Genomic DNA, 23,157 nt, shown 5'->3' on the forward strand with positions numbered 1-23,157 from the left:
CGAGGAGCGCCGATGACGGCCAACGTGGTGCCGCTACATCCGGAGCGTCTGGAGCTCACTCGCTCCGAGCGAGGCTCTCTGACGGTTCTGTTGCGATTAGGACGCTTGGCCATCCGCCTCTTCGCGTATCCGGTGATTGCACTGTGGGCGCGCTTTCCGTATTTGCCGTGGCCGTACCGAGTCATCGACCTCGCGGCGATCGTGCTGCGGCCCGTTCGGGGAGTGCGTCGTGTCCGGGTGCGACTCACCCACTGCGAAGCCGAGCTCATGTCTGCCGGAGGCGGTTCGTCACACGGCGCCATGCTCTTTCTGCATGGCGGGGCATTTGTCGTCGGCGGACTGAACACGCATCGCAGGCTGGTGTCGCGCATTGTCACGAGCGCGGGCGTCACGTCGCTTGCCGTCAACTACCGCAAGCTGCCCGGGCACTCGGTCTCCTCGGCGGTCGAGGACGCACTCGACGGATACCGGTACCTCATCGACATGGGCTACCAGCCTTCGGAGATCGTCATCGCCGGCGATTCCGCGGGTGGATTCCTTGCTCTGGCCGCCAGTCTGATCGCGCAGCGTCGCGGACTGGAATCACCCGGCGCTCTCGTGTGCATTTCACCTCTGGTGCAACGTGACCCGGCAGGCAAGCTGGTGCTGGCCGCGCAATCCAACGACCCGTTGTTCCCGCGGGCGGCGTTGATAGCCATGGAGCGCCTCATGATGTCGGGCGAGACGGCTACCGCCGGGCTCAGGGTCCTCGACAGTTTCGTCGAGGGCGCCGCGGCCACGCTGGCGTGCCTACCGCCAACACTTCTTCAGGTGGGCAGTGACGAGATCCTGCGCCCTGATGCCGAATTCGCGGCTGCTCGGCTCGCCGAGGCCGGAGTGCCTGTCGAACTGCAGATATGGAGGAATCAAGTGCACGATTTCCAGATCGCCGCGGATGTGCTCCCCGATGCGCGGGCGGCCGTGGGGGAGATCTCGGCATTCGTCAGAGCTCATGTTGGACGGCCCGCCGCATGAAATTCACCGAGATTCAGATCGACGGCGCCGTCGCATTGGTCACCGGCGGCGCGCGCGGTATCGGGCTGTCTATCGCACAGCGGCTGGCGCGTGAGGGCGCTCGGGTGGTCATCGCGGACCTCGACGGTGACGCCGCTGTTCTGGCGGCGCGGGAGATTGGTGCGGATGCACGAGGTTTCGCGCTGGACGTAGGCGAGTCCGATGACTATCGACGTGTTGTCGCCGAGGTCGAGGACACCGTCGGGCCCATCGACATCGTGGTGAACAACGCGGGCATCATGCCAGTGGGGCCGCTGCTGGAAGAGTCCCGGGGAGTGGCCGAGGCGACGATGCGCGTCAACTTCTGGAGCCACTACATCTCCTATCAGGTACTCGCCCCGCGGATGATCGCGAGGGGCAGAGGACATTTCATCAATGTGACATCGGCGGCGGGAGCCATTCACTCACCGGGCCTGGCCAGTTACGTCGCCTCGAAGCATGCCGCCACCGGGTTCGCGCGCAGCGCCCGCGAGGAGCTGGTCGGCACCGGCGTGACCATCTCGACAGTCATGCCGGCGGCCGTCCGCACCCAGCTCGTCGATGGTATTCCGTTCAAGTGGTGGGAGAAACTGGGCATCATTCCTCCCAGCTGGGTGGCACGCGACGCGGTCGGGACCGTGCGCAATCGGCCGGCAGTGGTCGGTTCCCCGCGAGGTACGGTCCTCGCGCTGCGGTTACAGCATCTGATTCCCGAGTGGCTGTGGCTGCTGGGCCGGCGAGTCGTGAATGCGGACAGGACGGTCGGACCCGTAGACCGGAGCGCCCGCAGCGAGTATGACGGCCGGATCGACCGGCAGGTCGAGGCGACAATATGAGTACCCCCGAGCACGAGACCGTCATCATCGGCGCTGGGATCGGAGGGCTCGGCGCCGCCATTGGATTGAAGCGTGCCGGCCTGACCGATTTCGTCATACTGGAGCGGTCCGCGGGCATCGGTGGCACCTGGTACAACAACCACTATCCTGATGTGGCAGTAGATGTCCCGGGAATCGTGTACCAGTTCTCCTTCGCAAAAAACCCCAACTGGTCCCGCACTTTTCCCAAAGGCCGGGAAGTGCAGCAGTACATCGCAAGCCTGGTCGACCAGTACCGCCTCAACGACCACCTGCGGTTGGGCCACGAGGTCATGAAACGGGTATGGGACGAGGACAACCACCTGTGGCACCTCACCCTTGCCGACGGCCGGGTCATCACGTCCAGGTTCGTCATCACCGCGGTCGGCGCATTTGTGGAGCCGAAGGTGCCGGATATCCCGGGTCTGGATTCCTTTGCGGGCAAGGTGATCCAGACACAGAACTGGGACCATGACTTCGATCTGCAGGGTAAGCGGGTGGCGGTGATCGGCACCGGAGCAACCTCGGTTCAGCTCATTCCGCAGATGGCGCGGGTGGCCTCCCACGTGGACGTCTATCAGCGCCGGGCGATCTGGGTGTTCGCCAAGCCCGACTTCCCGATACCGCGTATCGCGCGGTGGGCGTTGAAGTACGTCCCGGGCCTGCAATCCCTGATCCGGGGGATCGCCGCCGCCGCGGTGGAGGTCGGCCTGGTGGCGATCACGGTTTACGGCAAGCAGATTGCGCCGATAACCCTCATTCCGAACTGGGCCTGCCGGGCATTTCTGTTCAGCCAGGTCCGCGATCGCGAGTTGCGCAAGAAGCTGACACCTCAGTATGGATTCGGGTGCAAGCGCCCGAGTGTCTCGAACATCTACTACCGGACTTTCACCCAGCCCCATGTCGACCTGGTGACCGATCCGATCGCCAAGATCACCCCGGCGGGAATCGTCACGGCGGACGGTGCGCACCGCGATATCGACGTCCTGGTTCTGGCCACCGGGTTCGAGATGTCGCAGAGCCCTGAGGTCTATCGCGCCCGCCCCGTCAAGGGGCGCAATGGCTTCGACCTGGCCGACTACTACGAGAACAATCGTGCCAGGGCGTATGAGGGTGTCACCATGCCCCAACTGCCCAATACCTTCATGGTTTTCGGGCCGTTCGCGTGGAGCGGCAGCTCCTGGCATGTGATGGTGGAAAACGCGACGCGCATCGCCGTGCGGGTTATCACCGAGGCGCGCAAGCGTGGCGCCACCGCCTTCGCGGTAACCGAAGACGCCAACAACCGGTTCTTCGATTTCATTGCGCCCAAGGCGGAATCGACGCTCATGCACGGGCGTGCGTGTGTCAACGCCAACTCCTATTACATCGACCGACATGGCGACTTCTCGTTCCTGCGCCCCACCACGGCGTACCAGTCGACGCGTGCGAGTAAGCGCTTTCCGCTCGATGATTTTCGCTTCGACCGATTGCCGGTGGCGGGTGATCGCGCCCCCGTGGCCGAAACCACTGCCGTGCAGGTGAACTAGCCAAGCCATCGAGAAGGAGACCTGTGTCCATGCCGCTTTTGGTGGGTAACGCTGCGATATCCAATAGGGCGGCTCGTTGAGGGGGAACCAACATCATCCCGTGACGGCGTCGGAGGGGGTCCGGGCCGGACTGGCGCGATCAGACCAGTCCGACCCGGGCCATGCGGCGGGCTCGTCATCCTGGCCGGAGGCCCGTCGCTTTCAACGCCGGAATTGTCAGTGAGTAGTCCGTATCGGACATCGAGTGAGGAGTCCTCATGACCACATCAGTTCCCGATCATCACGTCGTCGTGATCGGTGCGGGTATCGGAGGCCTGTGTGCCGGGGTGCGCTTGCAGCAGGCGGGTATCGAGGACTTCGTGATCCTCGACCGGGCCGCGGATCTGGGCGGGACCTGGCGCGACAATGTGTATCCGGGGATCGCCGTCGACATCCCGTCGGTGATCTACCAGTTCCCGTTCTTCCGAAACCCTAAGTGGTCTCGCGTTTTTGCGCCCGGCTCCGAAGTGCAGGCCTACCACCAACAGGTCGCCGAACGGTTCAATCTGCGGCCGCACTTCCGTTTCGGCGTCGACGTTCGCAACGAGGAGTGGGATGAGGAGAACCACTGGTGGCGGCTGAATCTCGCTGACGGCTCGCTGATCACCGCACGGTTCGTGGTTTCAGCGATCGGTCCCTTCTTCGATCCGAAGCAGCCCGGCATCGAGGGGCTCGAGAACTTCACCGGTACCCGGGTGACGCCCGTACAGTGGCTGCCGGAGCACGACGTGCGGGGCAAACGCGTGGCAGTGATCGGCACCGGGGCGACCGGCGTCCAATTGTGCGGTGCCATCGCCGACGAGACCGAGTCGCTCGTGGTGTTCCAGCGGACACCCGTCTACTGCATCCCCAAACCCGACTTCCGGATCCCGGTGATTGCCCAATGGGCGCTCCGTATCCCCGGATTGTTCTCCGTGATCGAGTGGGGGGCCCTGCTCGGCGGGAGCCTGGGTCTGTGGTTCCTGATTCACACCCCGGGCGCGGTGATGCGGCCGTTGATGCGGTTGTTCGATGCCGCCGGGCGTGCACTGTACGGGGCGTACCTGCGTGCGGTGGTGAAGGACAGGAAGGTCGCGCGGGATCTTCTCCCGTACTTCGGGCCGCTGGGGAACCGGCCAACTCTCAACTCCGCCTTTCCGCGGGTCTTCAACAAGCCGCACTGCTCACTGGTCACCACGCCCATCGACGAGGTCGTTCCCGAGGGAGTCAAGACCTCGGACGGGACGGTGCATGAGGCCGATTTCTTGATCACCGCAACAGGTTTCGATCTGTTCTCCGAACCCGCCTCCTACAAGCGAGGACGTGTGACCGGCGCCGGTGGCCGTGATCTGGGGGACTTCTTCAACACTCGCGGTATGCAGGCGTACGAGAGCGTCTCGATCACCGGCTTCCCCAACCGCTGGATCATCGTCGGGCCCTACTCCTGGACCGGCAACGGCGGATGGCACGGGCTGGCGGATACCGCCGTCACGCACATCGTCCGGGCCATCTCCCTTGCGGGAGAGCGCGGTGCCAGCCGTATGGAAGTGCGCCAGGAGGCACTGGACCGTTTCCACCAACTCATGCTGCGCAACGGGCGGAACCTGAAGTACTACTTCACGGAACTCAATCAAGGTGTGCGGTCGTACTGGAAGAACGCTGACGATGATGTACCGCTGTTGCGGCCGACCACGACCCTGCAGGCCCGCCGGGCGGCGAAGAAGTTCCCGGCGGATGACTACGAGTATGCGCAACAGAGTCAACGTGTCGATTCCACTGTGGCCCTCAATGATTCACAGGTGGTGGTCTGAGGATGGGGTGGCCGATGCTCGCCCCCAAGTATCGGATCCCGATGTCGGCGGACGATTCCGCGTTCGAATCGGCTGCCATCGTGCTGCGCACCTCCCACACCTTCGATGCGCCACGTGGTCAGGTGTGGGCGGCGCTGGACAGTGACCATGCCTGGTCATGGCTGCCCTTCGGGTGCGGCGTGCGCTATGACGAACCGTGCCGGCGAGTGGGCATGGAGCGAGAGATGGGCACCGTGTCGGCACCGTGGCGGTTCCTGTGGATCCAGCGAGAGAGATTCTGGCGGTACGAGGCGCCGCATCGGCTCACCTACTCAGCGGTGGCAGGAACCTGGCCCCTGTTGCAGTTGTGGGCCGAGGACTACGTGCTGACCAGCACTCCCGACGGCTGCACCGTCGATTGGACGGTGGCGATAACCCCCCGTTTTGTTTCCGGGTTGCCCTTGCGCTGGCTCCAGCCCCTGCTGCGGGTGGTCTTCGCGTGGGGTTTCCGGCCGGGTATGCGGTCGCTCATCGCGCTCCTGGAAGGCACGGACATATCCCGGGATGCGGTGTAAGGCTTAGCGGCCCTGCACTCTTCTGTTGGTCTCGACGCGTTCGGCATCCGGCCAAATCGACTTGGCCGCAGGAGAATCACAGAAAACCGGCGAATCCTGCCAGTCCATGTCGATGGCACCCAGGCCGGACTGCTTGTGCACCATGCAGCTTGCGGTAAGCACCTTGCGGGTATTCAGGTCGACCTCTTCGGCAGTCATCGTCAACGTGATGATGTGGGTGTAGCCGGCCGCGGTGGGCAGGTAGAAATCCAGATCGCGGCTGGAGAACGCACCGCTGTTGACCACGATGTACCCGTCGCCACTGGGATAGACGGCCTGTCCGAACATCTGGACGCGCTCGAAGTGGGTGGTGTTCTTCTCGGCTCGCCAGACGGAAAACCGGGTGTTGACAGCACCATTCATGACCCGGGTAGAGATCGGAATGATCATCTCGTCGCGGCCGTCTCCGTCGATGTCCTGCAGACCGGCCGGTGAGGGGCTTGACGGCTCCAACAGCTCGTTCACTTCTTGCAGCCTGTTACCGGCGGCGTCCTTGATGGTTACCCGGGCCGACAGCGGCGGGTAGTCCGGTGCGTCCCTGTTGTCGGGGTGCGGACGCCAATACTCCACATCGAAGGTGATCCCGGTGCCGTCGGCCGCAGACAGCCGGCAGTCTGTATGTGCCTTGGGGCTGTCCGGGACGATCGTGGTGGCTCTGCTCGGGCACGGCGGCAAAGCAGCCCGTGCCACCGCCACGGGATGGACCGTCTGCGCCGAAACCAGTAGGGCGGCAGCGGCGATACCCGCGCCCAGACCACCTATGTGCCGGGACATTGCCTACTTCTGACCGGGGAGCGTGGGCAGCGGCGGGAGGGCAGGCGCGGGTGCCTTACCGGGTGCGGGTGCCGTCTCGTCGGGAAGCAGCTTCTGGTCGCCGGGGTGCATGATGGTGCCGGTCGAGTTGGCATTCTTGGGGCCGATATCGGTCACCTGCCAGTTGTCGCCATCCTTCTTGACCGTGATCTGCAGAACCAGTGTGGTAGCCCGCGGTTCCGGGTTCTGGACGTTCCGGGTGGTCTGTCGGGTGGTGACCACCACCTGGTAGATGCCGTTCTGCTGGGCAACGGCATCCGCGGCGATGATCTCGCCCTTGGACGTCACCTGGGCCTGCAGCATGATGGCCTTGAGCAGCTTCTCGGCATCGCTGTACTTGTTCTTCAGCGGTTCCGCCGCGTTCTCTTTGACGTTCTTGAAGAAGCCGTCCGGGTCTTCGAAGCTATAGGTGAGCGATTTCATCGCGTACGCCGACGCCGCGTCGGTGGCCGCGGTGCGTTCGGTATCGCCGGCGCGCGTGGCGGCGAGGGCATCGGACAACTTCTGATACTGCCAGCCACCGAGGACCGCTCCCATGATTCCCACCGCGAGCAGACCGAAGGCGATCCACTTCCAGATATTGGGAGCGCTATCGCTTTCGGCCGGATCCGCTTCTTGTTCAACGGCCTTGGCCCGCTTTACCCGCTTGGCTTTCGGTTCCGCGTCAGATTCGGTCTCGGCGGAATCGGTGGTGGACTTGGTCTCCGATTCCGCGAGCTCATCGGGATCTGCGTCATCGAGGGTGAGTGTGCGATCGTCGATGTCGGTCATGATCCGGGCCTTCCTGCTGTTGCCGTTTGTGGTGCCGATGTGGGTTTGGGTGCGGGTGGTGTGGCAGCTGGCCGCGATGGCTGAGCTGATCCTGGCTGCGGTGTATCGGGCTGTGGCCATTCGGGTACCCCGAGATGGATGCGCAGTCCGCCTTGGTTGTTGAAGGTGGAATCCCAGAAGTCCAGCCAGTGCCCGGCATCCAGCTTGACATCGCGCAGCGGGGCGACGATGGGCTCGAGGACTGTCGCGAATTCCGACATGGGTTCGGACAGTGCGTTGATGTAGTCGAAGAGCTTTTCGACCAGATCCGTCAGGGGCTTCCCATCGCCCAGGCCTGCTTCGACGAGCGGTTCCAGCTTTTCGATCACTTTCACCAGGGACGCCAGGCCGTCGAGGCTACCCGGAATGGTCTTGGCGGACTGCTTCAAGATATCGCCGGCCCGGATCTCACCGAGCCCGTTGGTCAGGGTCGATGTGTTGCCGATGACCTCGGCCAGATAATGCTTGTCGTCCTTCACCATTTGCGCGAACAGCCTTGCCGTGGTGGCCAACTGATCGATGGTCTTGGTGTTGTCCACGAATCCGGCAGCCACGTTGTTGAGTGTGATCTCCAAGTCGTCGGCGTTCATGGCCTGCATCAGTGCGTTGCCCTTTTGCAGGAGATCACTCACGGTGTAGACCGGCGCTGCCTTCGACGCCGGGATCACGGCGCCGTCGCTGTAGTAGGGGGGCTCGATGCGAGCGGGTTTGAACTCCACGTACTGCTCTCCCGCGGCCGAGAGATTCTGGACGCTCACCTTGCTGTCGACGGGAATGGGGTAGCCGCTGTCGAGGGCCATCGAGATCGCCAACCCCGACGGGGTGGCCTGAATGTTGGTGACCCGGCCGACTTTGATGCCCCGCAGGGTGACCTGCGAGGTGGACATTAGCCCGCCAGAGCTCTCTAGCATGAGCGTCATGTGATTGGTCTTGTTGGTGGAGGCGATGTCCAGGACACCGAAGGCCATGTAGACGGCGCCCACCAGAGAAATGATCGAGAGCACCGCGAGAGTGAGTAGGACATTGAGCCTCATCGCACCAGCCCCATCGTCTGCATGTTCCGGATGACCGAGTCGGCGCGTTCCCCGGGGCTGACTCCCAATGTGCCATCGGGAGTTTGGATATCGGTCACGGTGTACTTGGGACCGCCATCCTTGAAGAACGGGATGATCCTGTCGCGGATGGTTCGGACCATCTTGTCGCCGAGCACCGGGATAGTGGTGTCGGCGGTCGAGGCGCTGTGGATGAATGGCGTGAGATAGGACAGGATCTGCATGAGGTTCGGGTAGTCCAGGATCTGGGCGATCTGCCGTCCGAACTCGGCGCCATTGATGATCAGATCACTAAGACTCAGCACCACTTTGGCCAGTGACGGCAGTTTGGTGGGTCCCTCGGTCAGAAGCCGTCGGTACGTTCCCTTGTTGGCTCGGAAGGACTCGCTGACGGCTTGCATATTCGTCAGGATCTTGTTGAGGGTGTCCTGATTGTTGGACAGGTCATTGATGATTCCGGCCAGCGCGCGGTGGATGCGGTCAAGCTCCTCGGGCGGAGGGAAGGAGCTGTTCATGTTCGCCACGGTGGTCTGCATCGTGTTGAGGCTGCCCCCGCCGATGAGGTTTGACATGGACCGCATGAGATCTTCGACGTTGGCCGCCGGCACCGTGTTGGCCAGGGCGATGGTGTCGCCATCCTGAAGATGTGTCGGAGCCGGATCGGTGGGCGAGATCATGGCGATGTAGATGTCGCCGAGCACGGTGGCCTGCCGCAGTTCGGCCTTGACGTTCCGCGGGAACTTCGCACCGCCGTCGATATCTACGTAGACGACGGGGGTTGTGCCTTTGAGCTCCACCCGATCCAACAGGCCCACCTGCACGCCACCCGAGTCGACCTTCGCCCGTCCGGGCAGATTGAGCACACTGGAGAATTCGATCTTGAGGCGGTACGTGTTCTTCGGTATGTACGCGCCGGGCATCGGCATCTTGGTGGGATCCAGTGCCTCCGTGGAGCACGCCGGGACCACCGTGAATGCCGCGGCGAACAGGACGATCAGTACACGTCGAATCATGACAGTGCCGCCCCCATGATCAGATTCGTCAAACCGAGGGTCACGGGGTCCGAGGCGGTGCCCGGTGCACATGCCGCCTGGGAGCCTGGGGTGTTGCGGTCACGCAGGTTCTGGCAGATGGCACTGGCCTGTTCCGGCGAGATGGCCACGCGTGGAGGAACATAGGTGACACCGTGGGTCTTCGTGTTCGGCAGATAGATGTCATCGGCCAGCCAGTTGATCACCGGTGGCAACGTGTTGAAGAAGGTGAGGATGTGCGGGGTGTAGGCGTTGAGGATGTCGCGTATCCAGGGCACCAGCTTGTCGAAGACGTTCTTGTAGAGCCGGCCGGCGGCGCGCTGGACCATGCCGTTCAGCGTCGGAAGGAGCGTCGTGAGGTAGTCGAGGCTGACCGAGAAGTTCTCCGAAATGCCCTCGATCAGGCGTGCGGTATCGGGCAGGGAGGCGACCACACCCGCGAACTCGTTCCAATACTGCAACCAGTTCGAGGTGACGATGGCGCTGTTCTCGAATAGCTGCCGGTAGTCGGCGTCGGCCTTGTAGGGATCGCCCACCATCGTGGTGAGGTTGTTCAGCATCTCCTTGAACCCGGGGCCGACGCCGTCGAGCGATCGAGCTGCACCCTTGAGGGTTTTGTTCAGTGCCTGTACGCCAGGCGAGTTCGCCGGGTCCTGGCCAGGCGCTGCTTGCATCAGCGTATCGGCGAGCTCGCCTATGGCGGAGAACGACTCGGTGACGGTCACCGGAGTTCTGGTGTTCTCTGTCGAGATGCATTGATCACCAGTGAATTTGGGCCCCTCGCTCCATGAACGGGTGAGTTCGATACTGCGGTTGGTGATCACCGACTGCGAATAGCTGGCTGCGCCCACATCGGCGGGCAGCTCCATGTCTTGTGGAATGTCGAAGTCGACCTCGACATGGTCGGGCTTGTTGGTGACGGCTGTCACGGTGCCGATCTCGACACCGAGAAGTAAGACCTTGTTGCCCTTGTATAAACCGGATCCGTCGCGGAAATTCGCGCAGAGCGCCCGGGTGTCGTCCAGGAACGGGATATGCGCGTTCCCCAGGTACGGCATCACCATGTTCTTGACGGCGGGAAACACAGTGCGCGCACCGAAGATTCCGGCAACCGCCACTACCGCGACAAGTACCACGCCGACTGCGCTCACCAGACCCGCGCGTGCGGCGGGACGCATACCCGCGAGACGGGTCCGAATGCTGCTCACAAATGCTGGCTGTGTCATCAAGGGCCTCAACAGAACCTGAAGAAGTGCGGTAGGCAGACGTCTTGCCCGGGGATCACCCGGTCGTTCTCGTTGATGGTGATGCCGTTGCCGCTGAGCATGGGCAGGACAATCCCAACGAGTTGGCCCCATTGTTCGGCGGCCTTGCCGAGCTTCTCGGGGTATTTGGTGAGGGTGTCGACGATGTCATCGAGGCCGTTGAGCATGGGCTCGTAATCGCGCGCGTACGCCGTGAAGAACCGATTGAAGAGTCGGAAGAGATCCCTCAGCAGTACGAACACCTCGATCAGGTCAGTCGTCGACTTGCTGTATTTGGCACCGAGTTTGGACAGCATGGTGACGATCGTGGCGAGTTGTTCCTTGCCTGTCTTGAAGGCACGCAGATATTCATTGGCGTAGTTCAGCGTGGCGTGAAAGTCCTCGGTGGTGGGCTCAAGTGCTTTGATGAGCGCTTGCGATGACTGAAAGAAGTCGCGTAAACCATTGGGGTACTTGTCGACTGCGTTCGCCACTTCCATCAGGCTGTCGTGGATGACCTTGGCGTCCACCTTCTTCACCACGGGTGTGAACTTCTGGAACAACTCGTTGATCTCGAAGGGGACACTGGTGCGCTCGGGCGGAATGGGTGTGTTGCCCAGAGGCGTGCTGCCTTCCGGGTAGAGGGCCAGATAGTGCCCGCCCAGTGGAGTGAGCATCCGAATGTCGGCACGGGACTCGGAGCCGACCGGGACCGAGTGATCCACCGTAAAGACGGCCTTTACCAGTGATTTATCGATGCTGACGGTCGATACCTTGCCCACGGAAATCCCTGCGATGCGCACGTCGTCGCCGGCACGCAGCCCTCCGGAAGCTCGCAGATGCAGCGCATAGGTCTTCATGCCGCTGGTGTTGACGAAAGCGACGCCTGTTGCGGCCAGTACCGAGGCGATGACCAGGACCCCGATCAGCCCGTTGCGGCGATTACGCTTGGCTGCCTCGTGCTCGTCGAGGATCGGATTGTTTCGAGCGAAGATCTTCTTGAAGAAGCTCACTTACACACCACCAGATCCTGGTTGGCGAAGGACACTTCACCGATACCGGGCATTTTGACGATCCCGTTCTTGCACTCGAATGCGGTGGGGGGCGCTGTTTTCTCCTCGATCAAGGCGTCACGCATGCCCTGTACCAAGTCTGGTATCAGCGATAGCCCGGCCATGATGGTCGGTGTCCCCGGCGTAGTGCGGCTGGCCACGTCGTACAGGGGCAACTGTGCGCCATCCACCGTGTTCTCGATGTACCGCAGCATGCTGACCGATCTGCGCAGCACCGGCAGTGCGTCCGCGCCTGCTCTGTTGAACTCGTCGGCCTGCTTCTCGAACGGTGTCAGCACATCGTTGAGGTCGTTGATCAAGTAGAACAGCTGATCTGAGGTGCCGCCCAGTTCCTTGGAGACATCACCCAGATTCGTGATGATGGCCTGTAGAGCGGCCTGACGATCGACCGAAAGCTTTAGCACGGCATCGATATCCCGCAGGATCGGCCCAATGCCCCGCTGGTCGCCCTGGATGAGCTGCAGGATGTTCTCGGTCAGCCGATTGAACTGGGCGGGGTCAAGTGTTTCAAATATGGGGCGAAAACCATTGAACAGCTTGGCAATATCGAAAGAGGGAATGGTCTGGCCGAGCGGTATCGTGGCTCCGGCCGCCAGCGGTGCGCTCGGTGTCGGCGCTTGCGCGATCTCGACGTACCGCTGACCGACCAGGGACTGGTACCGGATTGCCACCGTGGTGTTCTGGTAGAGCGGGTGATCCGTCAGCACGTTGAACGTGACCCGTGCGTTCTTGCCGTCCAGATGAATCTTTTCGACCTTGCCGACCTGTACGCCGGAGATGCGCACATCGTTGCCGATGATGAGCCCGGAGGCATCGGTGAACAGCGCGTCGAAGCGGCGGACCGGACCGTTTACCGGGGTGCGCAGGGCATTCACGATGATCAGAGTCAGCACCACCGCCACCGCGAGAATCGCGGTGAGGCCCGTCATGAGAAGCACGATCCGTTTCATCGCTGCCCTCCAGCTGGCGGTCCGGGGGCGGGGGCGGCCGCGTTGGAAGCCTGCCCCTCAGGCACCATCGGCAATGCCGCGCCGAGCCCGGGGGCGGTATCCATGATCAGCTGCACGTTCAGGCGAACCTTGCCGTTGTCGACGGGGAATGCGGCAGTGGTGCGATCGAACAGACCGTTGAGCCGGTCGTACGCCGGGGCCAGGCTCCCCAGGAAATAGGTATAGGGGACAGCGAGATCCATGATCGATCGAATCAGCGGAACGAGCCAGTCGTTGTTCGTGTGCAGTCCGTCGCCTGCCACTTTCAGCAGATCCGACAAGGAGTCGAGTGCGGCGGTCGCGCGCTCGGTATTGCCCGGACCCACCATGAAGTTGAGGCTGTCCAGCAATTTGTTGGTAGATCCGATCACGGGGACGAAGTCGTTGGTCCCGTCGATCAATGAGGCCATCACATCCAGTGTTTTGGAGAAGGGCACCTTCTGGGTATCCGCGATCATCGCGAACAAGTCCCAGAACGACTTCACCACAGGGCCGGTCAGATCGGCGTGGCGCTCGAACGTCGCGATGATGGCGTTGAATTCGCGGGTGTCCAGGATCGCGCCCAGCCGCTGACCCATCCGCAGGAATCCGGTGATGGACGCGGCCTGGACGTCGCTGCTGATCTCCAGCACGCCACCGGGTTTCAGCGGCTCGCCGACGCCGCTGCTGACCAGTTCGACGGCGGCGGTGCCGAAGATGTTCGATGAAGTGAACTGCGCCTTGGTATCTGACGTGAGTGCCTTGGCCTGTCGGCCGTCGAGGATCACGGTCATCCGTTGCTTGTTGTATCCGGTGGTCTGCAGCGACTTGACCTGCCCGATGTTGTAGCCGCGGTACTTCACCTCGCCGCCGGGGCCCATGCCCTCGCCGATGGTGTTGGTGATCAGCGTGAGCTCGAATGGTTGGCCGTAGCTGCCGATTCCGGACTGATACAGCGAGTAACCGCCTGCGGCTACCACCAGCGCCAGGGCAAGCCCGCGCAACTTGAGCGCCCCGGGGCCTGCGGCCCGCCCGCTCGGATCTTTATAGATGGCCACCCATTACCCCGATATCTGAATTCCAGGATTGTTGCCCCAGAAGAGCAACGTGAGAAGCATGTCGAAAAGGACGATCGCGACCAGGGAGGCCCGGATGGCGCGACCCGAGGCCATCCCAACCCCCTCGGGACCGCCGCCGGCGTAATAGCCCTGATAGCACTGGATGGCGATGATGATGACGACGAACACCACGGCCTTGATCACCGAATAGAGCACGTCTATCGGATGGACGAATGAGTCGAAGTAATGCTTGTACACGCCCTGGGATTGGTTGTGGACGAAGAACACCATGAAGGCGCAGGAGCCGTAGGCCAGCAGCAAGGTCAATACATACAGCGGGACGATGATGATGACGCCGGCGATCACTCGGGTGGTGACCACGAACGGAATGGATCTGATGCCCTGAGCTTCCAGCGCGTCGATCTCCTCGGAAATACGCATGGCGCCGATCTCGGCGGTCATCCGGCATCCTGCCTGTGCGGCGAATCCGATGGCGGCGATCATCGGTGCCATCTCCCGGGTGTTCACGTAGGCCGAGATGAATCCGGTGAGAGATCCCATGCCCACCATGTCCAGGGTCGAAAAGCCAACGATCCCAACAGATGCGCCCACCGCGATGCCCATGAACACCAGGACGCCGATGACCCCGCCGCCGACGATGATCGAGCCGTTGCCCCAGGTCATATCGACGAGCAGGACACCGGTTTGTCGCCGATAACGCTTGAGGGTCTGTGGTATTGCGGCCAGCACCAGCCCGACGAACGTGATCTGGTGGCCGAGGTGTTCGGCGGAGCCGCCTGCTCCCTTGGTGAAGTTCCAGATCGACCTGGCGGCTGCGGGAAGTTCGTCGGGGAAATACCGGGCCGGACGGGATGTCGCCATTCTCAGCCCACCTTCGATGGCATGAACATCGCGACGATCTGGGTGATCACGGTGTTGAGCACCATGACGGTGACCACGCCGATCACCACGGTGGCGTTGACGGCATCGGCGACACCTCGTGCGCCGCCCTTGGCTTCCAGGCCGCGCTGGCAGGCCACGAGGATGACCACGACACCGAACAGCCAGGTCTTGAGAACCGCGACGGTGACGTCGTTGACGTTGGCGAACGCGGCGAACGAAGACAGGTAGCTGCCGGGCGTGCCGCCCTGAAAACCCACGTTGACCAGGTAGCCGGCGAAGATGCCCACGAAAATGATGAAGATGCACAACAGCGGTGACACGAAGAGAATCGCCGCCAGTCGCGGGGTGACCAGGCGCTGGACGGGATTGACACCCATGACCCGCATGGCGTCAACCTCTTCCCGGATGCTTCTGGCACCGAGATCGGTGGCGACGGCCGACCCCGCCGCGCCACCCAGGAGGAGGGCGGCGACGATGGGTGCGCCCTGCTGGATCACGCCCAGGCCGCCGGCCGCGCCAGAGATAGACGAGGCGCCGACCTGCGAGATGATGCTGCCCGCCTGAACTGCGACGATCACACCGAACGGGATGGACACCAGGATCGCCGGAACAACCGTGACCGTCAGGATGAACCAGGACTGGATCACGGTGTCCTGCCACGGATGGCGCAGCCGGATGATGTCGCTGATGAGAAACGCGAAAGATTGCGCCACCAGATCGACATAACGTCCGAGCGTTTTCAGCATCGAATCGGTCTGAGAGATCACATATTCAGCGGGGCGCCGGACGATTCCAGGCGCCCGATCGAGTAGCTGGAATGCTCCGCCGGGGGGAGAACCGGGCCCGCTGTCCACGCTCGATTTGCTGTCGGATTCACCATCGGGGTCTTCGAACCAGTCCACCGGAGCGGTCTCTGCCCGCGTCTCGGCCACTACTTGACTCACGGCTGAGTTCAACAGTGGCTCCTTTGGCTTCTCATTTCGGGCCCGACCTGGACGAACAGCCCGCTTAATGGACAACTGTGTAACAGTGGGTATCTAGTACCCCACATCACAGTCGGTGGCTTAGTGTGGTGTAGGTCATGGTCTGTGTCAAGCGCGGGGTTGCCGCGTTTGGCACGTTGCAGCGTGTGCCCACGCATGTGGGTATGCCATGCGTCCCGGCCGGAACGCTGTCATGACGAGGCTGTCGGAGGTCCCCCGACCCGGTCCTCTAGCAATTCACTGGTTCAGTGGTCAGTTTATTGGCTAGGGCAGAGGCTAGCGGAGGTTCCAGATCTTGGGACGCGAATTGTCAAGAATTTGCGAGTGCGGGGGGAACGGTCGTGATCGACCGCACCAGCTCGATAAACGAGTCGATGTATGTCTGGCGCGCGTGGCCCGCGAGCTCGCCTCGGACCGCCTTGAGGGTGGCCGCCATCGACAACCCGGTGATGGCATGCGCCAGGAAGGCAGCGTCGATGGCCGAGGTGATGGTGCCGTCGGCGCGGGCCTGCTCGATGATGGTGATGTTGACGGACTCGATGAGGTCGAGGATGCCGAACATGCGCTTGGTCATCGCCGAGTCGAGCAAGCCCTCACGCAGGATGACCTGCATGATCTCGGGGCTGTTGTCCAGCATGTCGAACAGGCTGGTGAAGACCGTGCGCAGATGCTGTTCAAAGTCGCCCGCGTTGCCCGACAGGTCGCTGGTGTCATTCACCGCGGCGAGTGTTCTCTGGAAGTAACTGTCGATCACCGCGTCCAGCGCATCGCGTTTGGTATCGAAATACAGATAGAACGTGCCCCGGCCGACGCCGGCGCGCTGGGTGATGTCGGTGATGCTGGCCTTGTGGTGGCCCTTCTCGGCGAACTCCAGTGCGGCCGCTTCGGTCAGGGTGCGCTGGCGTTCGCGTGCACGCTGGGGGTTCGGCGGGCGGCCCGGTCCTCGCCGGTCTCCGTTGGTGCTGGCCACGCGAACACAGTAACCACTCCTGGCAAATATTTTGGTAAATGCACTAACTTGCCGCCTCGCATTCGGGCGCGGTCACAACCAGCTTCATTAGCTGAACTGTATGTCGGATAAATATACCGAGGTGGGGTAGGAACGGTCTATACCTTCATCTAGGGTGCACGATCTCGTCGCGGTAACCGCATTATTTGCTGGACGCCTGTCGAGGGTCATTTGTCACGATCTGTCATGGCGAAGATCGGTCCTCCTACGTGGTCCTATGCGCCTCGGACGCCCAGCTATTAGGTCTACGATGTGGGCGTGTCAACGCAGGTGTATCCCGATCGAGGCCTTCCTGAGCTGACCGGTGATGCGCGCGTCGACCGGTGGCGTGAGCACCGTGCGAAGGTTCGCGCGGAATTGGTCGAAGCCACCCTGAACGCGATCGACGAACTCGGTCCCGACCTCTCGATCGACGACGTCCTGAAATCCGCCGGGATCTCCCGGCCCAAGCTGTATCGCTTCTTCACCGACAAGGAAGCCCTCTTCGCCGCGGTGGCGATGCGCGTCCAGGAGTTGGTTGTCGAGCGATTGGTCTCGAACATCGACCTGTCCGTCAGTCTGCTCGAACTTTTCCGCTCGGGGCTGGCCGGCTATGTCGACCTCGTCGATGAGCGGCCCAACCTCGTGCGGTTTCTGCTGAGCGTTCAGTATGCGAATGCGACATCGCTGATCGAGAGCGGGCGCCCGTTGTCCGATGCCATTGCCCAGCTGGTGGGGTCGGTCTTCAGCTCGCGCGGCGGCAACGCCGACCACATCGAGTACGTGATCGACGCGATGCTGGCCTCCACGGGTATTGCCGTACTGCGCTGGTTCGATGAGCCGGTCATCAGCAAGGAAACCCTTGTCGACGAGCTGGTGGTTTACGTGTGGGGTGGGCTCGCGGCGTCGGCCAAGGCCCGTGGCGTCGAGCTGAATCCGGACGAACCCGTCCTCGTACCTGCCGAATAGCTTCCAGCGCTGTTCCAGGGCGCTTCTTCTCTTCTCGCGCTGGGCCTATCGCTGATCGGCCCAGCGCTGTGTTGCGCCTATTTCATCTGCCGCGGTGTATTGCGTCCCATGCCGCCGCCGTCTTATGGTGTACTCCAGGTAGTACTTTGAGTACTAGTAACTTACCGTCACAAGGGAGTGATGACATGGTGAGCCCAGCTGCGGCGTACCCCAAGACTCGGCGGATCAGATTTCGGTTCGGCGATGACGGCAATGCCCACAAGTACTTCGTGGAAGATGACATCGTCTACAGCCACTTCGTCGCGGGACTTTCCGGGGGCTTCCCGCCCGGGGAAGAGGGATTCATCCGTTCGGTGCGCAAGTTCTCTGACCAGATCACCGATCCAGTGCTCAAGAAGCGTGTCGCGGGATTCATCGGGCAGGAGTCGGTGCACGGGCAGGAGCATCGCCGGGTCAACGAGAAGCTGGTCGAAATGGGCTATCCCATCGCGTGGTGGGATTCGCAGAAGCAGGTTGACCGGTTGATCAGGTTCGAGAACATGCTCCCCGCCCACGCGCATCTGGCGTTCACGGCCATGGCCGAACACATGACCGCGATCCTCGCCGAGCGGCTGCTGGGCAGTGATGAGGTACAGGCCATTCCGGGTGATCCCGAGGTCTGGCATCTGCTGAACTGGCACGCTTTGGAGGAACTGGAACACAAGTCGGTGGCGTTCGATGTGTATCGCGCGGTTGGCGGTACTGAGACGATGAGGATCGGGCTCACGCTGGCCGCGATGACCATCGTCCCGCCGCTGACGCTCGGCATCCTGGCGGGATCGCTGCTGTCCGATCCGGTCGCGCGGCGTCAACCGCTCCGACTGTTGAAAGAAGCGCGGGGACTTTTCGGCGGGCCCTTGTTCAAGGGAATTTTGGGAGACGTCCGCAAGTATCTGCGACCGGGTTTTCATCCCGACGATATCAACACCGATGAACTGCTGGATCGTTGGCAGAAAGAGCTTTTCGGCACCAAGGGCATTCTCGTCGACCATCTCAAGTAACCCGCGACACGTCAAAGGAGACGCGAACGGTGAGCACTGCCGCACGGCATTCAACGACGGCTGAACTGACACAACCCGATCACGAGGTAGCGGTGATCGGGGCCGGATTCGGTGGAATCGGAACCGGCATTGCGTTGCAACGCAAAGGTATCCACGATTTCGTCGTCATCGACAAATGGGATCAGGTGGGTGGCACCTGGCATGCGAACACCTATCCCGGGGTCGCAGTTGACATCCCGTCAGTGGTGTACAGCTTCTCCTATGAACAACGTGGCGATTGGTCGCGTCTGTTCGCGCCGGGGGACGAGTTACAGCACTACGCCGATTTCATGGTGGACAAGTACGGACTGCGCGAGAAGCTGCGATTAGGGACAAGCATCATCCGCGCGGAGTTTGATGAGCGAAACAGCTTGTGGAGATTGACTACTGACGGCGGAAAGGAAATTACCGCCAGATACTGCGTGATGGCGGTCGGTGGCCTGGAACGCCCGAAGATGCCCGACATCCCGGGAGTCGATGACTTCGCCGGAACGCTCCTGCATACCGCCCTGTGGGATCACGACGTGGCGCTTGAGGGTAAGCGTGTCGCGGTGATAGGGACCGGGGCAACCTCCTTGCAGTTGGTTCCGGCCATCGTCGACCACACCAGCCATCTCACGGTCTTCCAGCGCACACCAATCTGGGTGGGGCCGAAGTTCGATCTCGAAATCGGCTCTCTTGGGCGGAGAGTGCTAGGAAATAGGCGGATTCGTTCTGCCATCCGATCGGTGGCGACCGTCGGCATCGAGCTTGCGATGAGCGGTCAGGTGGCCGGCCCGGCCTGGCTGATCAACGCGGTTCGCCGTGCCGGCGAGGCGCCGATGCGCCGCTGGATGCGCGAGCAGGTCCATGATCCCGTCATCAGGGAGAAGTTGATCCCCCAGTACGGGTTGGGTTGCAAGCGCCCGTCGATGTCCAATGAGTACCTCAAGACGTTCAACCGGAATGACGTCAGTTTGATCACCGAATCGATCGAATGCGTGACGCCCACCGGAGTGCGTACGGTGGACGGGGTTGAGCACGACGTCGACGTGCTGATCTGCGCGACGGGATTCAAGCTGTGGGACAAGGGTTCTGTGCCACCATTCCCTGTTCTCGGGCGCCACGGACGGAATCTCGGCGACTTCTGGGACAAGCACCGTTTCCAGTCCTACCAAGGGGTTTCAGTGCCCGGGTACCCCAATATGTTCTCCATCACCGGGCCGTATGGATTTGTCCTGGGGTCCTACCTGTGGATGATCGAGGCGACATCGGCGCACTTGGCGCGGGCCATCGCCGAGACCAAGCGCCGCGGAGCCACCGTCTGCGAGATCCGGCAGGAGGCCCACGACCAGTACTTCCAGAAGTGCCTGAAGCGGCAGGAGAAGAATTTCCTGTTCACCGATGTGTGCGCCGGTTCGAATACGTACTACCTGGATCAGAATGGTGACTCGCCATTCCGGCCGACGACGCACGGCGAGATGTACTGGCAAAACCGGCATTACAACCTCGACGTATATCGCTACTCAACGGGCGCTGTGGTTCCCGAGATCGTGGTATCGACCGTCGGTGAGAGTGCATGAGAAACAATCCGCTGGAACCCCGGTTGGTGGTGGTGACCGGTGCGGGGAGCGGTATTGGACGAGCGACCGCCATCCGATTCGCCAAACGCGGTGCTTACGTGGTGGTTACCGATCTGGATCTGGACACCGCCAATGAGACAGTGGATCTGATCCACGCGGAGGGGCGCAACGCATCGGCTGTGCAGCTCGATGTCACCGATCCCGCCCACTGGGAGGATGTTGCCCGCTATGTGTCCATCGAACATGGCGTGGCGGATGTGCTGGTGAACAACGCTGGAATTGTGGTCAGCGGCCCATTCCTGAAGCTGAGCGCCGCGGACTGGGATAAGCAGTTGTCCGTGAATCTGATGGGGGTGGTGTACGGATGCCGGGTCTTCGGTGAGCAGATGGTCGCGCGTGGGGGAGGCCACATCGTCAACATTGCCTCGGCGGCGTCGTACACGCCGACCGCGGTGATGGCACCATATTCGGTGTCCAAGGCAGGGGTGAAGATGCTCACCGAATGCCTGCGGCTTGAATTGGGACCCAAGGGTGTTGGCGTGAGCGCCGTGTGCCCCGGATTCATCAACACCAATATCGGTCTGCACGGCACCATGGTCGGCGTCGACCAGGAAATCGTTGATGCAAGCCAGCGCAGCATGCAGAGAATGCGCGACGTCACCGAGAAGCTGCCGTGGACGCCGATGAGCCCCAACCTCGTCGCGCGGGCCGTGACCCGTGCGGTCCGTCTGGATCTCGTGGTGGTTCCGGTCAAGCTCGAATCGTGGTTGGGGTACTTCCTGTCGCGGGCGTTCCCGGCCCTGAACAGGCGGCTGATGGCTCCGTTCGGTATCGACAGATTCGAGCGTCTGGGTGAGCGTGCGGCGGCCAAACACACTGAGCGTCAGGCTCCGATTCTTGTCGAGAGCGTGCGGTAGGAGACCAAGGTGAAACTCAACAAACTCGAGCCCCAGCTGGTGGTGGTGACCGGTGCAGGCAGTGGCATCGGCCGGGCCACCGCCATTCGATTCGCCAAACACGGTGCCCACGTGGTCGTTTCCGATATGGATCTTGACTCTGCTCAAGCCACCACGGCCATGATCCGCGCCGACGGCAACACGGCATCGGCGGTGCAATTGGACGTTACCGATCCGGTTCAGTGGGAGACCTTCGCGCGGGACGTACTCGCCGACCATGGCGTAGCCGACGTGCTGGTGAACAACGCTGGAATCGCCATGGGCGGGGCATTTCTGAAACTCAGTCCGGCCGACTGGGACCGGTTGCTCTCGGTGAACCTCATGGGCGTGGTGCATGGGTGCCGGGTCTTCGGTGAGCAGATGGTTGAGCGCGGCAGCGGGCATATCGTCAACATCGCCTCGGCAGCGGCCTTCACGCCGACGCCGGTGATGGCTCCGTACTCGGTGTCCAAGGCCGGGGTGAAGATGCTCACCGAATGTCTTCGCCTGGAACTTGGTCCGAAAGGTGTTGGTGTCAGCGCAATTTGCCCAGGATTCATCAACACCAATATCGGGATCAACGGAATAACTGTGGGCGTGGACCAAGCCATGGTCGATCGGGGTAAGGAAATCATGCTCCGGGTGCAGGAGTTCGCGGCCAGCCTGCCGTTTTCCCCGATGAGCCCCGACCTGGTGGCGCGCGCCGTCCTGCGCGCGGTGAAGTATGACCTTGCGGTGGTGCCGGTGCGCACCGAGGCATGGCTCGGGTACGTCCTGGGCCGAGTGGCGCCGGGAATCAACCGTCGTACCACCCAGGCGTTCTCGATCGAGCGAGCCGAGCGATGGGGAGCCTGGGCGCTGGGCAAGCTGGACTATCTGAATCTGCTTCCGCGCCAAGGTGGCGTCGAGGAGGCTCGAAAGCCCACGGCAGCACGGAGGTAGACAGATGAACGACACATCAGACATCGGCGATGTGGCGCTGCATGCTCGCAACGTCACGTTCGACTTCTCGAACTCCCCGTTGCAATGGATCCCGGATGAGCCGGTGGCCTCACACGCGCTGTCGGCGCTCAATTTCATGCTGCCCGCCGGTGAGTTGTTCTTTGTCGAGGTGTTCGGCCGGGCGCTGCCGCATATCAAGGATGATAAGTTGCGTGAAGAGGTCATCGGCTTTATCGGTCAGGAGCAGCTGCACTCCGACACACACGACAAAGCGCTGCTGCAGTACTTCGGGCAGCACGGTATCGATGCACGGCCGCTGCACGATCTGACCGACCGGATGCTCGCCATCTTCAAACGGCAGACGGACCGGCTCCCACCCAAGGCGCAATACCGGGCGATGGTCGAAGGTGTGGCGATTATCGCGGGCCTGGAGCATCTCACCGCCACCGCCGGAGACTGGCTGCTCAACCATGACTTCGAAAAGTACGGTTCCGACCCGGTCATCACGGACATGTTCCGCTGGCACGGTGCCGAGGAGGTCGAACACCGCAGTGTCGCGTGGGATCTTGCTCGGCACTTAGGGGTTGGACGGACACGCATGATGGTGTATTTCATCGGCTCCTGCGCGACAATCCCATTTGGTCTCATTTTTCTCAGTTGGCTGCTCGCGCGCGCCGACCCGGATGTACCGAAGATGAGTCTGGCGCGCTGGACTCGTGAAACCAACAAGGCGATGAAGCGGGGCGTCACCTTGAAGTGGAGTGTCTTGGGGGAGGGGTTCCGGAGCTTTCTGCGGCCCGGTTTCACTCCGGAATCGATCGGGGACACCGCACAGGCGGTCGCGTATCTTGCCAAGTCTCCGGCGGCCAAAGCCGCGACCGCGGCATGACCCGGACGTACGCGATGGCGG

At 62.2% G+C, this 23,157-nt stretch carries 22 protein-coding genes; 11 read left to right on the forward strand and 11 right to left on the reverse strand.

The annotated features are described in order from the left end of the window. Positions 1-12: 12 nt before the first annotated feature. The 5 genes from AOT83_RS12975 to AOT83_RS12995 all read left to right on the forward strand — a co-directional run bounded on the left by AOT83_RS12975 (position 13) and on the right by AOT83_RS12995 (position 5,798). Complete coding sequence (locus AOT83_RS12975) at positions 13-1,014, forward strand: alpha/beta hydrolase (RefSeq protein ID WP_057964892.1); 1,002 nt, start codon at positions 13-15, stop codon at positions 1,012-1,014. Further along, positions 1,011-1,868, forward strand: a complete 858-nt coding sequence (locus tag AOT83_RS12980; protein WP_057964891.1) for an SDR family NAD(P)-dependent oxidoreductase — start codon at positions 1,011-1,013, stop codon at positions 1,866-1,868. Before AOT83_RS12975 ends, AOT83_RS12980 begins: the two co-directional genes overlap by 4 nt. Beyond that, a complete protein-coding gene (locus AOT83_RS12985; RefSeq protein WP_057964890.1) occupies positions 1,865-3,415 on the forward strand; it encodes an NAD(P)/FAD-dependent oxidoreductase in 1,551 nt (516 codons plus the stop codon). Before AOT83_RS12980 ends, AOT83_RS12985 begins: the two co-directional genes overlap by 4 nt. A 257-nt stretch (positions 3,416-3,672) precedes the next feature. Next, entirely contained in the window at positions 3,673-5,244 is a 1,572-nt protein-coding gene (locus AOT83_RS12990) for an NAD(P)/FAD-dependent oxidoreductase (RefSeq protein ID WP_057964889.1), read from the forward strand. Between the two features lie 14 nt (positions 5,245-5,258). Further along, positions 5,259-5,798 (forward strand): SRPBCC family protein, encoded by a 540-nt coding sequence (locus tag AOT83_RS12995; protein WP_057964941.1) that lies wholly within the window; start codon positions 5,259-5,261, stop codon positions 5,796-5,798. Between the two features lie 3 nt (positions 5,799-5,801). Here the strand turns inward: AOT83_RS12995 and AOT83_RS13000 are convergent, their stop codons facing one another. The 11 genes from AOT83_RS13000 to AOT83_RS13050 form a co-directional block, all read right to left on the reverse strand. Further along, positions 5,802-6,611, reverse strand: a complete 810-nt coding sequence (locus tag AOT83_RS13000; protein ID WP_030096451.1) for a hypothetical protein — start codon at positions 6,609-6,611, stop codon at positions 5,802-5,804. A 3-nt stretch (positions 6,612-6,614) separates the two neighbouring features. After that, positions 6,615-7,421, reverse strand: coding sequence for a hypothetical protein (locus AOT83_RS13005; RefSeq protein ID WP_057964888.1), 807 nt, complete (start codon positions 7,419-7,421; stop codon positions 6,615-6,617). Continuing rightward, a complete protein-coding gene (locus AOT83_RS13010; protein WP_030096453.1) occupies positions 7,418-8,494 on the reverse strand; it encodes an MlaD family protein in 1,077 nt (358 codons plus the stop codon). The genes AOT83_RS13005 and AOT83_RS13010 overlap by 4 nt, the downstream gene beginning before the upstream one ends. Next, positions 8,491-9,525, reverse strand: coding sequence for an MlaD family protein (locus tag AOT83_RS13015; RefSeq protein WP_030096454.1), 1,035 nt, complete (start codon positions 9,523-9,525; stop codon positions 8,491-8,493). Before AOT83_RS13015 ends, AOT83_RS13010 begins: the two co-directional genes overlap by 4 nt. Further along, entirely contained in the window at positions 9,522-10,769 is a 1,248-nt protein-coding gene (locus AOT83_RS13020) for an MlaD family protein (protein WP_057964887.1), read from the reverse strand. The genes AOT83_RS13015 and AOT83_RS13020 overlap by 4 nt, the downstream gene beginning before the upstream one ends. Before the next feature lie 8 nt (positions 10,770-10,777). Then, positions 10,778-11,782: an MCE family protein gene (locus AOT83_RS13025; RefSeq protein WP_030096456.1), complete on the reverse strand. Its 1,005-nt coding sequence runs from the start codon at positions 11,780-11,782 to the stop codon at positions 10,778-10,780. A 14-nt stretch (positions 11,783-11,796) separates the two neighbouring features. Continuing rightward, a complete protein-coding gene (locus AOT83_RS13030; protein WP_030096457.1) occupies positions 11,797-12,810 on the reverse strand; it encodes an MCE family protein in 1,014 nt (337 codons plus the stop codon). Beyond that, positions 12,807-13,886, reverse strand: a complete 1,080-nt coding sequence (locus AOT83_RS13035) for an MlaD family protein (RefSeq protein ID WP_030096458.1) — start codon at positions 13,884-13,886, stop codon at positions 12,807-12,809. The genes AOT83_RS13030 and AOT83_RS13035 overlap by 4 nt, the downstream gene beginning before the upstream one ends. A gap of 3 nt (positions 13,887-13,889) precedes the next feature. Then, positions 13,890-14,768, reverse strand: coding sequence for an ABC transporter permease (locus tag AOT83_RS13040; protein WP_030096459.1), 879 nt, complete (start codon positions 14,766-14,768; stop codon positions 13,890-13,892). 2 nt (positions 14,769-14,770) lie between these two features. Further along, positions 14,771-15,733, reverse strand: a complete 963-nt coding sequence (locus tag AOT83_RS13045; RefSeq protein ID WP_057964886.1) for an ABC transporter permease — start codon at positions 15,731-15,733, stop codon at positions 14,771-14,773. Between the two features lie 349 nt (positions 15,734-16,082). Further along, entirely contained in the window at positions 16,083-16,742 is a 660-nt protein-coding gene (locus AOT83_RS13050; protein WP_057964885.1) for a TetR/AcrR family transcriptional regulator, read from the reverse strand. Between the two features lie 291 nt (positions 16,743-17,033). Between AOT83_RS13050 and AOT83_RS13055 the strand changes: the two genes are divergently transcribed. From AOT83_RS13055 to AOT83_RS13080, 6 genes are all read left to right on the forward strand, one after another. Next, positions 17,034-17,729 carry a TetR/AcrR family transcriptional regulator gene (locus AOT83_RS13055; RefSeq protein ID WP_030096462.1) on the forward strand — a complete coding sequence of 232 codons (696 nt, stop codon included), beginning with the start codon at positions 17,034-17,036 and terminating at the stop codon, positions 17,727-17,729. 185 nt (positions 17,730-17,914) lie between these two features. Continuing rightward, entirely contained in the window at positions 17,915-18,769 is an 855-nt protein-coding gene (locus AOT83_RS13060; RefSeq protein ID WP_030096463.1) for a metal-dependent hydrolase, read from the forward strand. A 29-nt stretch (positions 18,770-18,798) separates the two neighbouring features. After that, complete coding sequence (locus AOT83_RS13065; protein WP_057964884.1) at positions 18,799-20,370, forward strand: NAD(P)/FAD-dependent oxidoreductase; 1,572 nt, start codon at positions 18,799-18,801, stop codon at positions 20,368-20,370. After that, positions 20,367-21,287 carry an SDR family NAD(P)-dependent oxidoreductase gene (locus tag AOT83_RS13070; protein ID WP_057964883.1) on the forward strand — a complete coding sequence of 307 codons (921 nt, stop codon included), beginning with the start codon at positions 20,367-20,369 and terminating at the stop codon, positions 21,285-21,287. The genes AOT83_RS13065 and AOT83_RS13070 overlap by 4 nt, the downstream gene beginning before the upstream one ends. A 9-nt stretch (positions 21,288-21,296) precedes the next feature. After that, positions 21,297-22,247, forward strand: coding sequence for an SDR family NAD(P)-dependent oxidoreductase (locus AOT83_RS13075; RefSeq protein WP_057964882.1), 951 nt, complete (start codon positions 21,297-21,299; stop codon positions 22,245-22,247). A 4-nt stretch (positions 22,248-22,251) separates the two neighbouring features. Continuing rightward, positions 22,252-23,136: a metal-dependent hydrolase gene (locus tag AOT83_RS13080; RefSeq protein ID WP_057964881.1), complete on the forward strand. Its 885-nt coding sequence runs from the start codon at positions 22,252-22,254 to the stop codon at positions 23,134-23,136. Positions 23,137-23,157: the final 21 nt, after the last annotated feature.

This window comes from Mycobacteroides sp. H001 (assembly GCF_001440005.1).
Lineage (GTDB): Bacteria > Actinomycetota > Actinomycetes > Mycobacteriales > Mycobacteriaceae > Mycobacterium > Mycobacterium gwanakae.

What these genes read in the sequence shown, in the direction of transcription:
- AOT83_RS12975 (WP_057964892.1), top strand. Translation starts at nt 13, where the DNA reads ATGACGGCCAACGTGGTGCCGCTACATCCGGAGCGTCTGGAGCTCACT.
- AOT83_RS12980 (WP_057964891.1), top strand. Translation starts at nt 1,011, where the DNA reads ATGAAATTCACCGAGATTCAGATCGACGGCGCCGTCGCATTGGTCACC.
- AOT83_RS12985 (WP_057964890.1), top strand. Translation starts at nt 1,865, where the DNA reads ATGAGTACCCCCGAGCACGAGACCGTCATCATCGGCGCTGGGATCGGA.
- AOT83_RS12990 (WP_057964889.1), top strand. Translation starts at nt 3,673, where the DNA reads ATGACCACATCAGTTCCCGATCATCACGTCGTCGTGATCGGTGCGGGT.
- AOT83_RS12995 (WP_057964941.1), top strand. Translation starts at nt 5,259, where the DNA reads ATGCTCGCCCCCAAGTATCGGATCCCGATGTCGGCGGACGATTCCGCG.
- AOT83_RS13000 (WP_030096451.1), bottom strand. Translation starts at nt 6,611, where the DNA reads ATGTCCCGGCACATAGGTGGTCTGGGCGCGGGTATCGCCGCTGCCGCC.
- AOT83_RS13005 (WP_057964888.1), bottom strand. Translation starts at nt 7,421, where the DNA reads ATGACCGACATCGACGATCGCACACTCACCCTCGATGACGCAGATCCC.
- AOT83_RS13010 (WP_030096453.1), bottom strand. Translation starts at nt 8,494, where the DNA reads ATGAGGCTCAATGTCCTACTCACTCTCGCGGTGCTCTCGATCATTTCT.
- AOT83_RS13015 (WP_030096454.1), bottom strand. Translation starts at nt 9,525, where the DNA reads ATGATTCGACGTGTACTGATCGTCCTGTTCGCCGCGGCATTCACGGTG.
- AOT83_RS13020 (WP_057964887.1), bottom strand. Translation starts at nt 10,769, where the DNA reads ATGACACAGCCAGCATTTGTGAGCAGCATTCGGACCCGTCTCGCGGGT.
- AOT83_RS13030 (WP_030096457.1), bottom strand. Translation starts at nt 12,810, where the DNA reads ATGAAACGGATCGTGCTTCTCATGACGGGCCTCACCGCGATTCTCGCG.
- AOT83_RS13040 (WP_030096459.1), bottom strand. Translation starts at nt 14,768, where the DNA reads ATGGCGACATCCCGTCCGGCCCGGTATTTCCCCGACGAACTTCCCGCA.
- AOT83_RS13060 (WP_030096463.1), top strand. Translation starts at nt 17,915, where the DNA reads ATGGTGAGCCCAGCTGCGGCGTACCCCAAGACTCGGCGGATCAGATTT.
- AOT83_RS13070 (WP_057964883.1), top strand. Translation starts at nt 20,367, where the DNA reads ATGAGAAACAATCCGCTGGAACCCCGGTTGGTGGTGGTGACCGGTGCG.
- AOT83_RS13080 (WP_057964881.1), top strand. Translation starts at nt 22,252, where the DNA reads ATGAACGACACATCAGACATCGGCGATGTGGCGCTGCATGCTCGCAAC.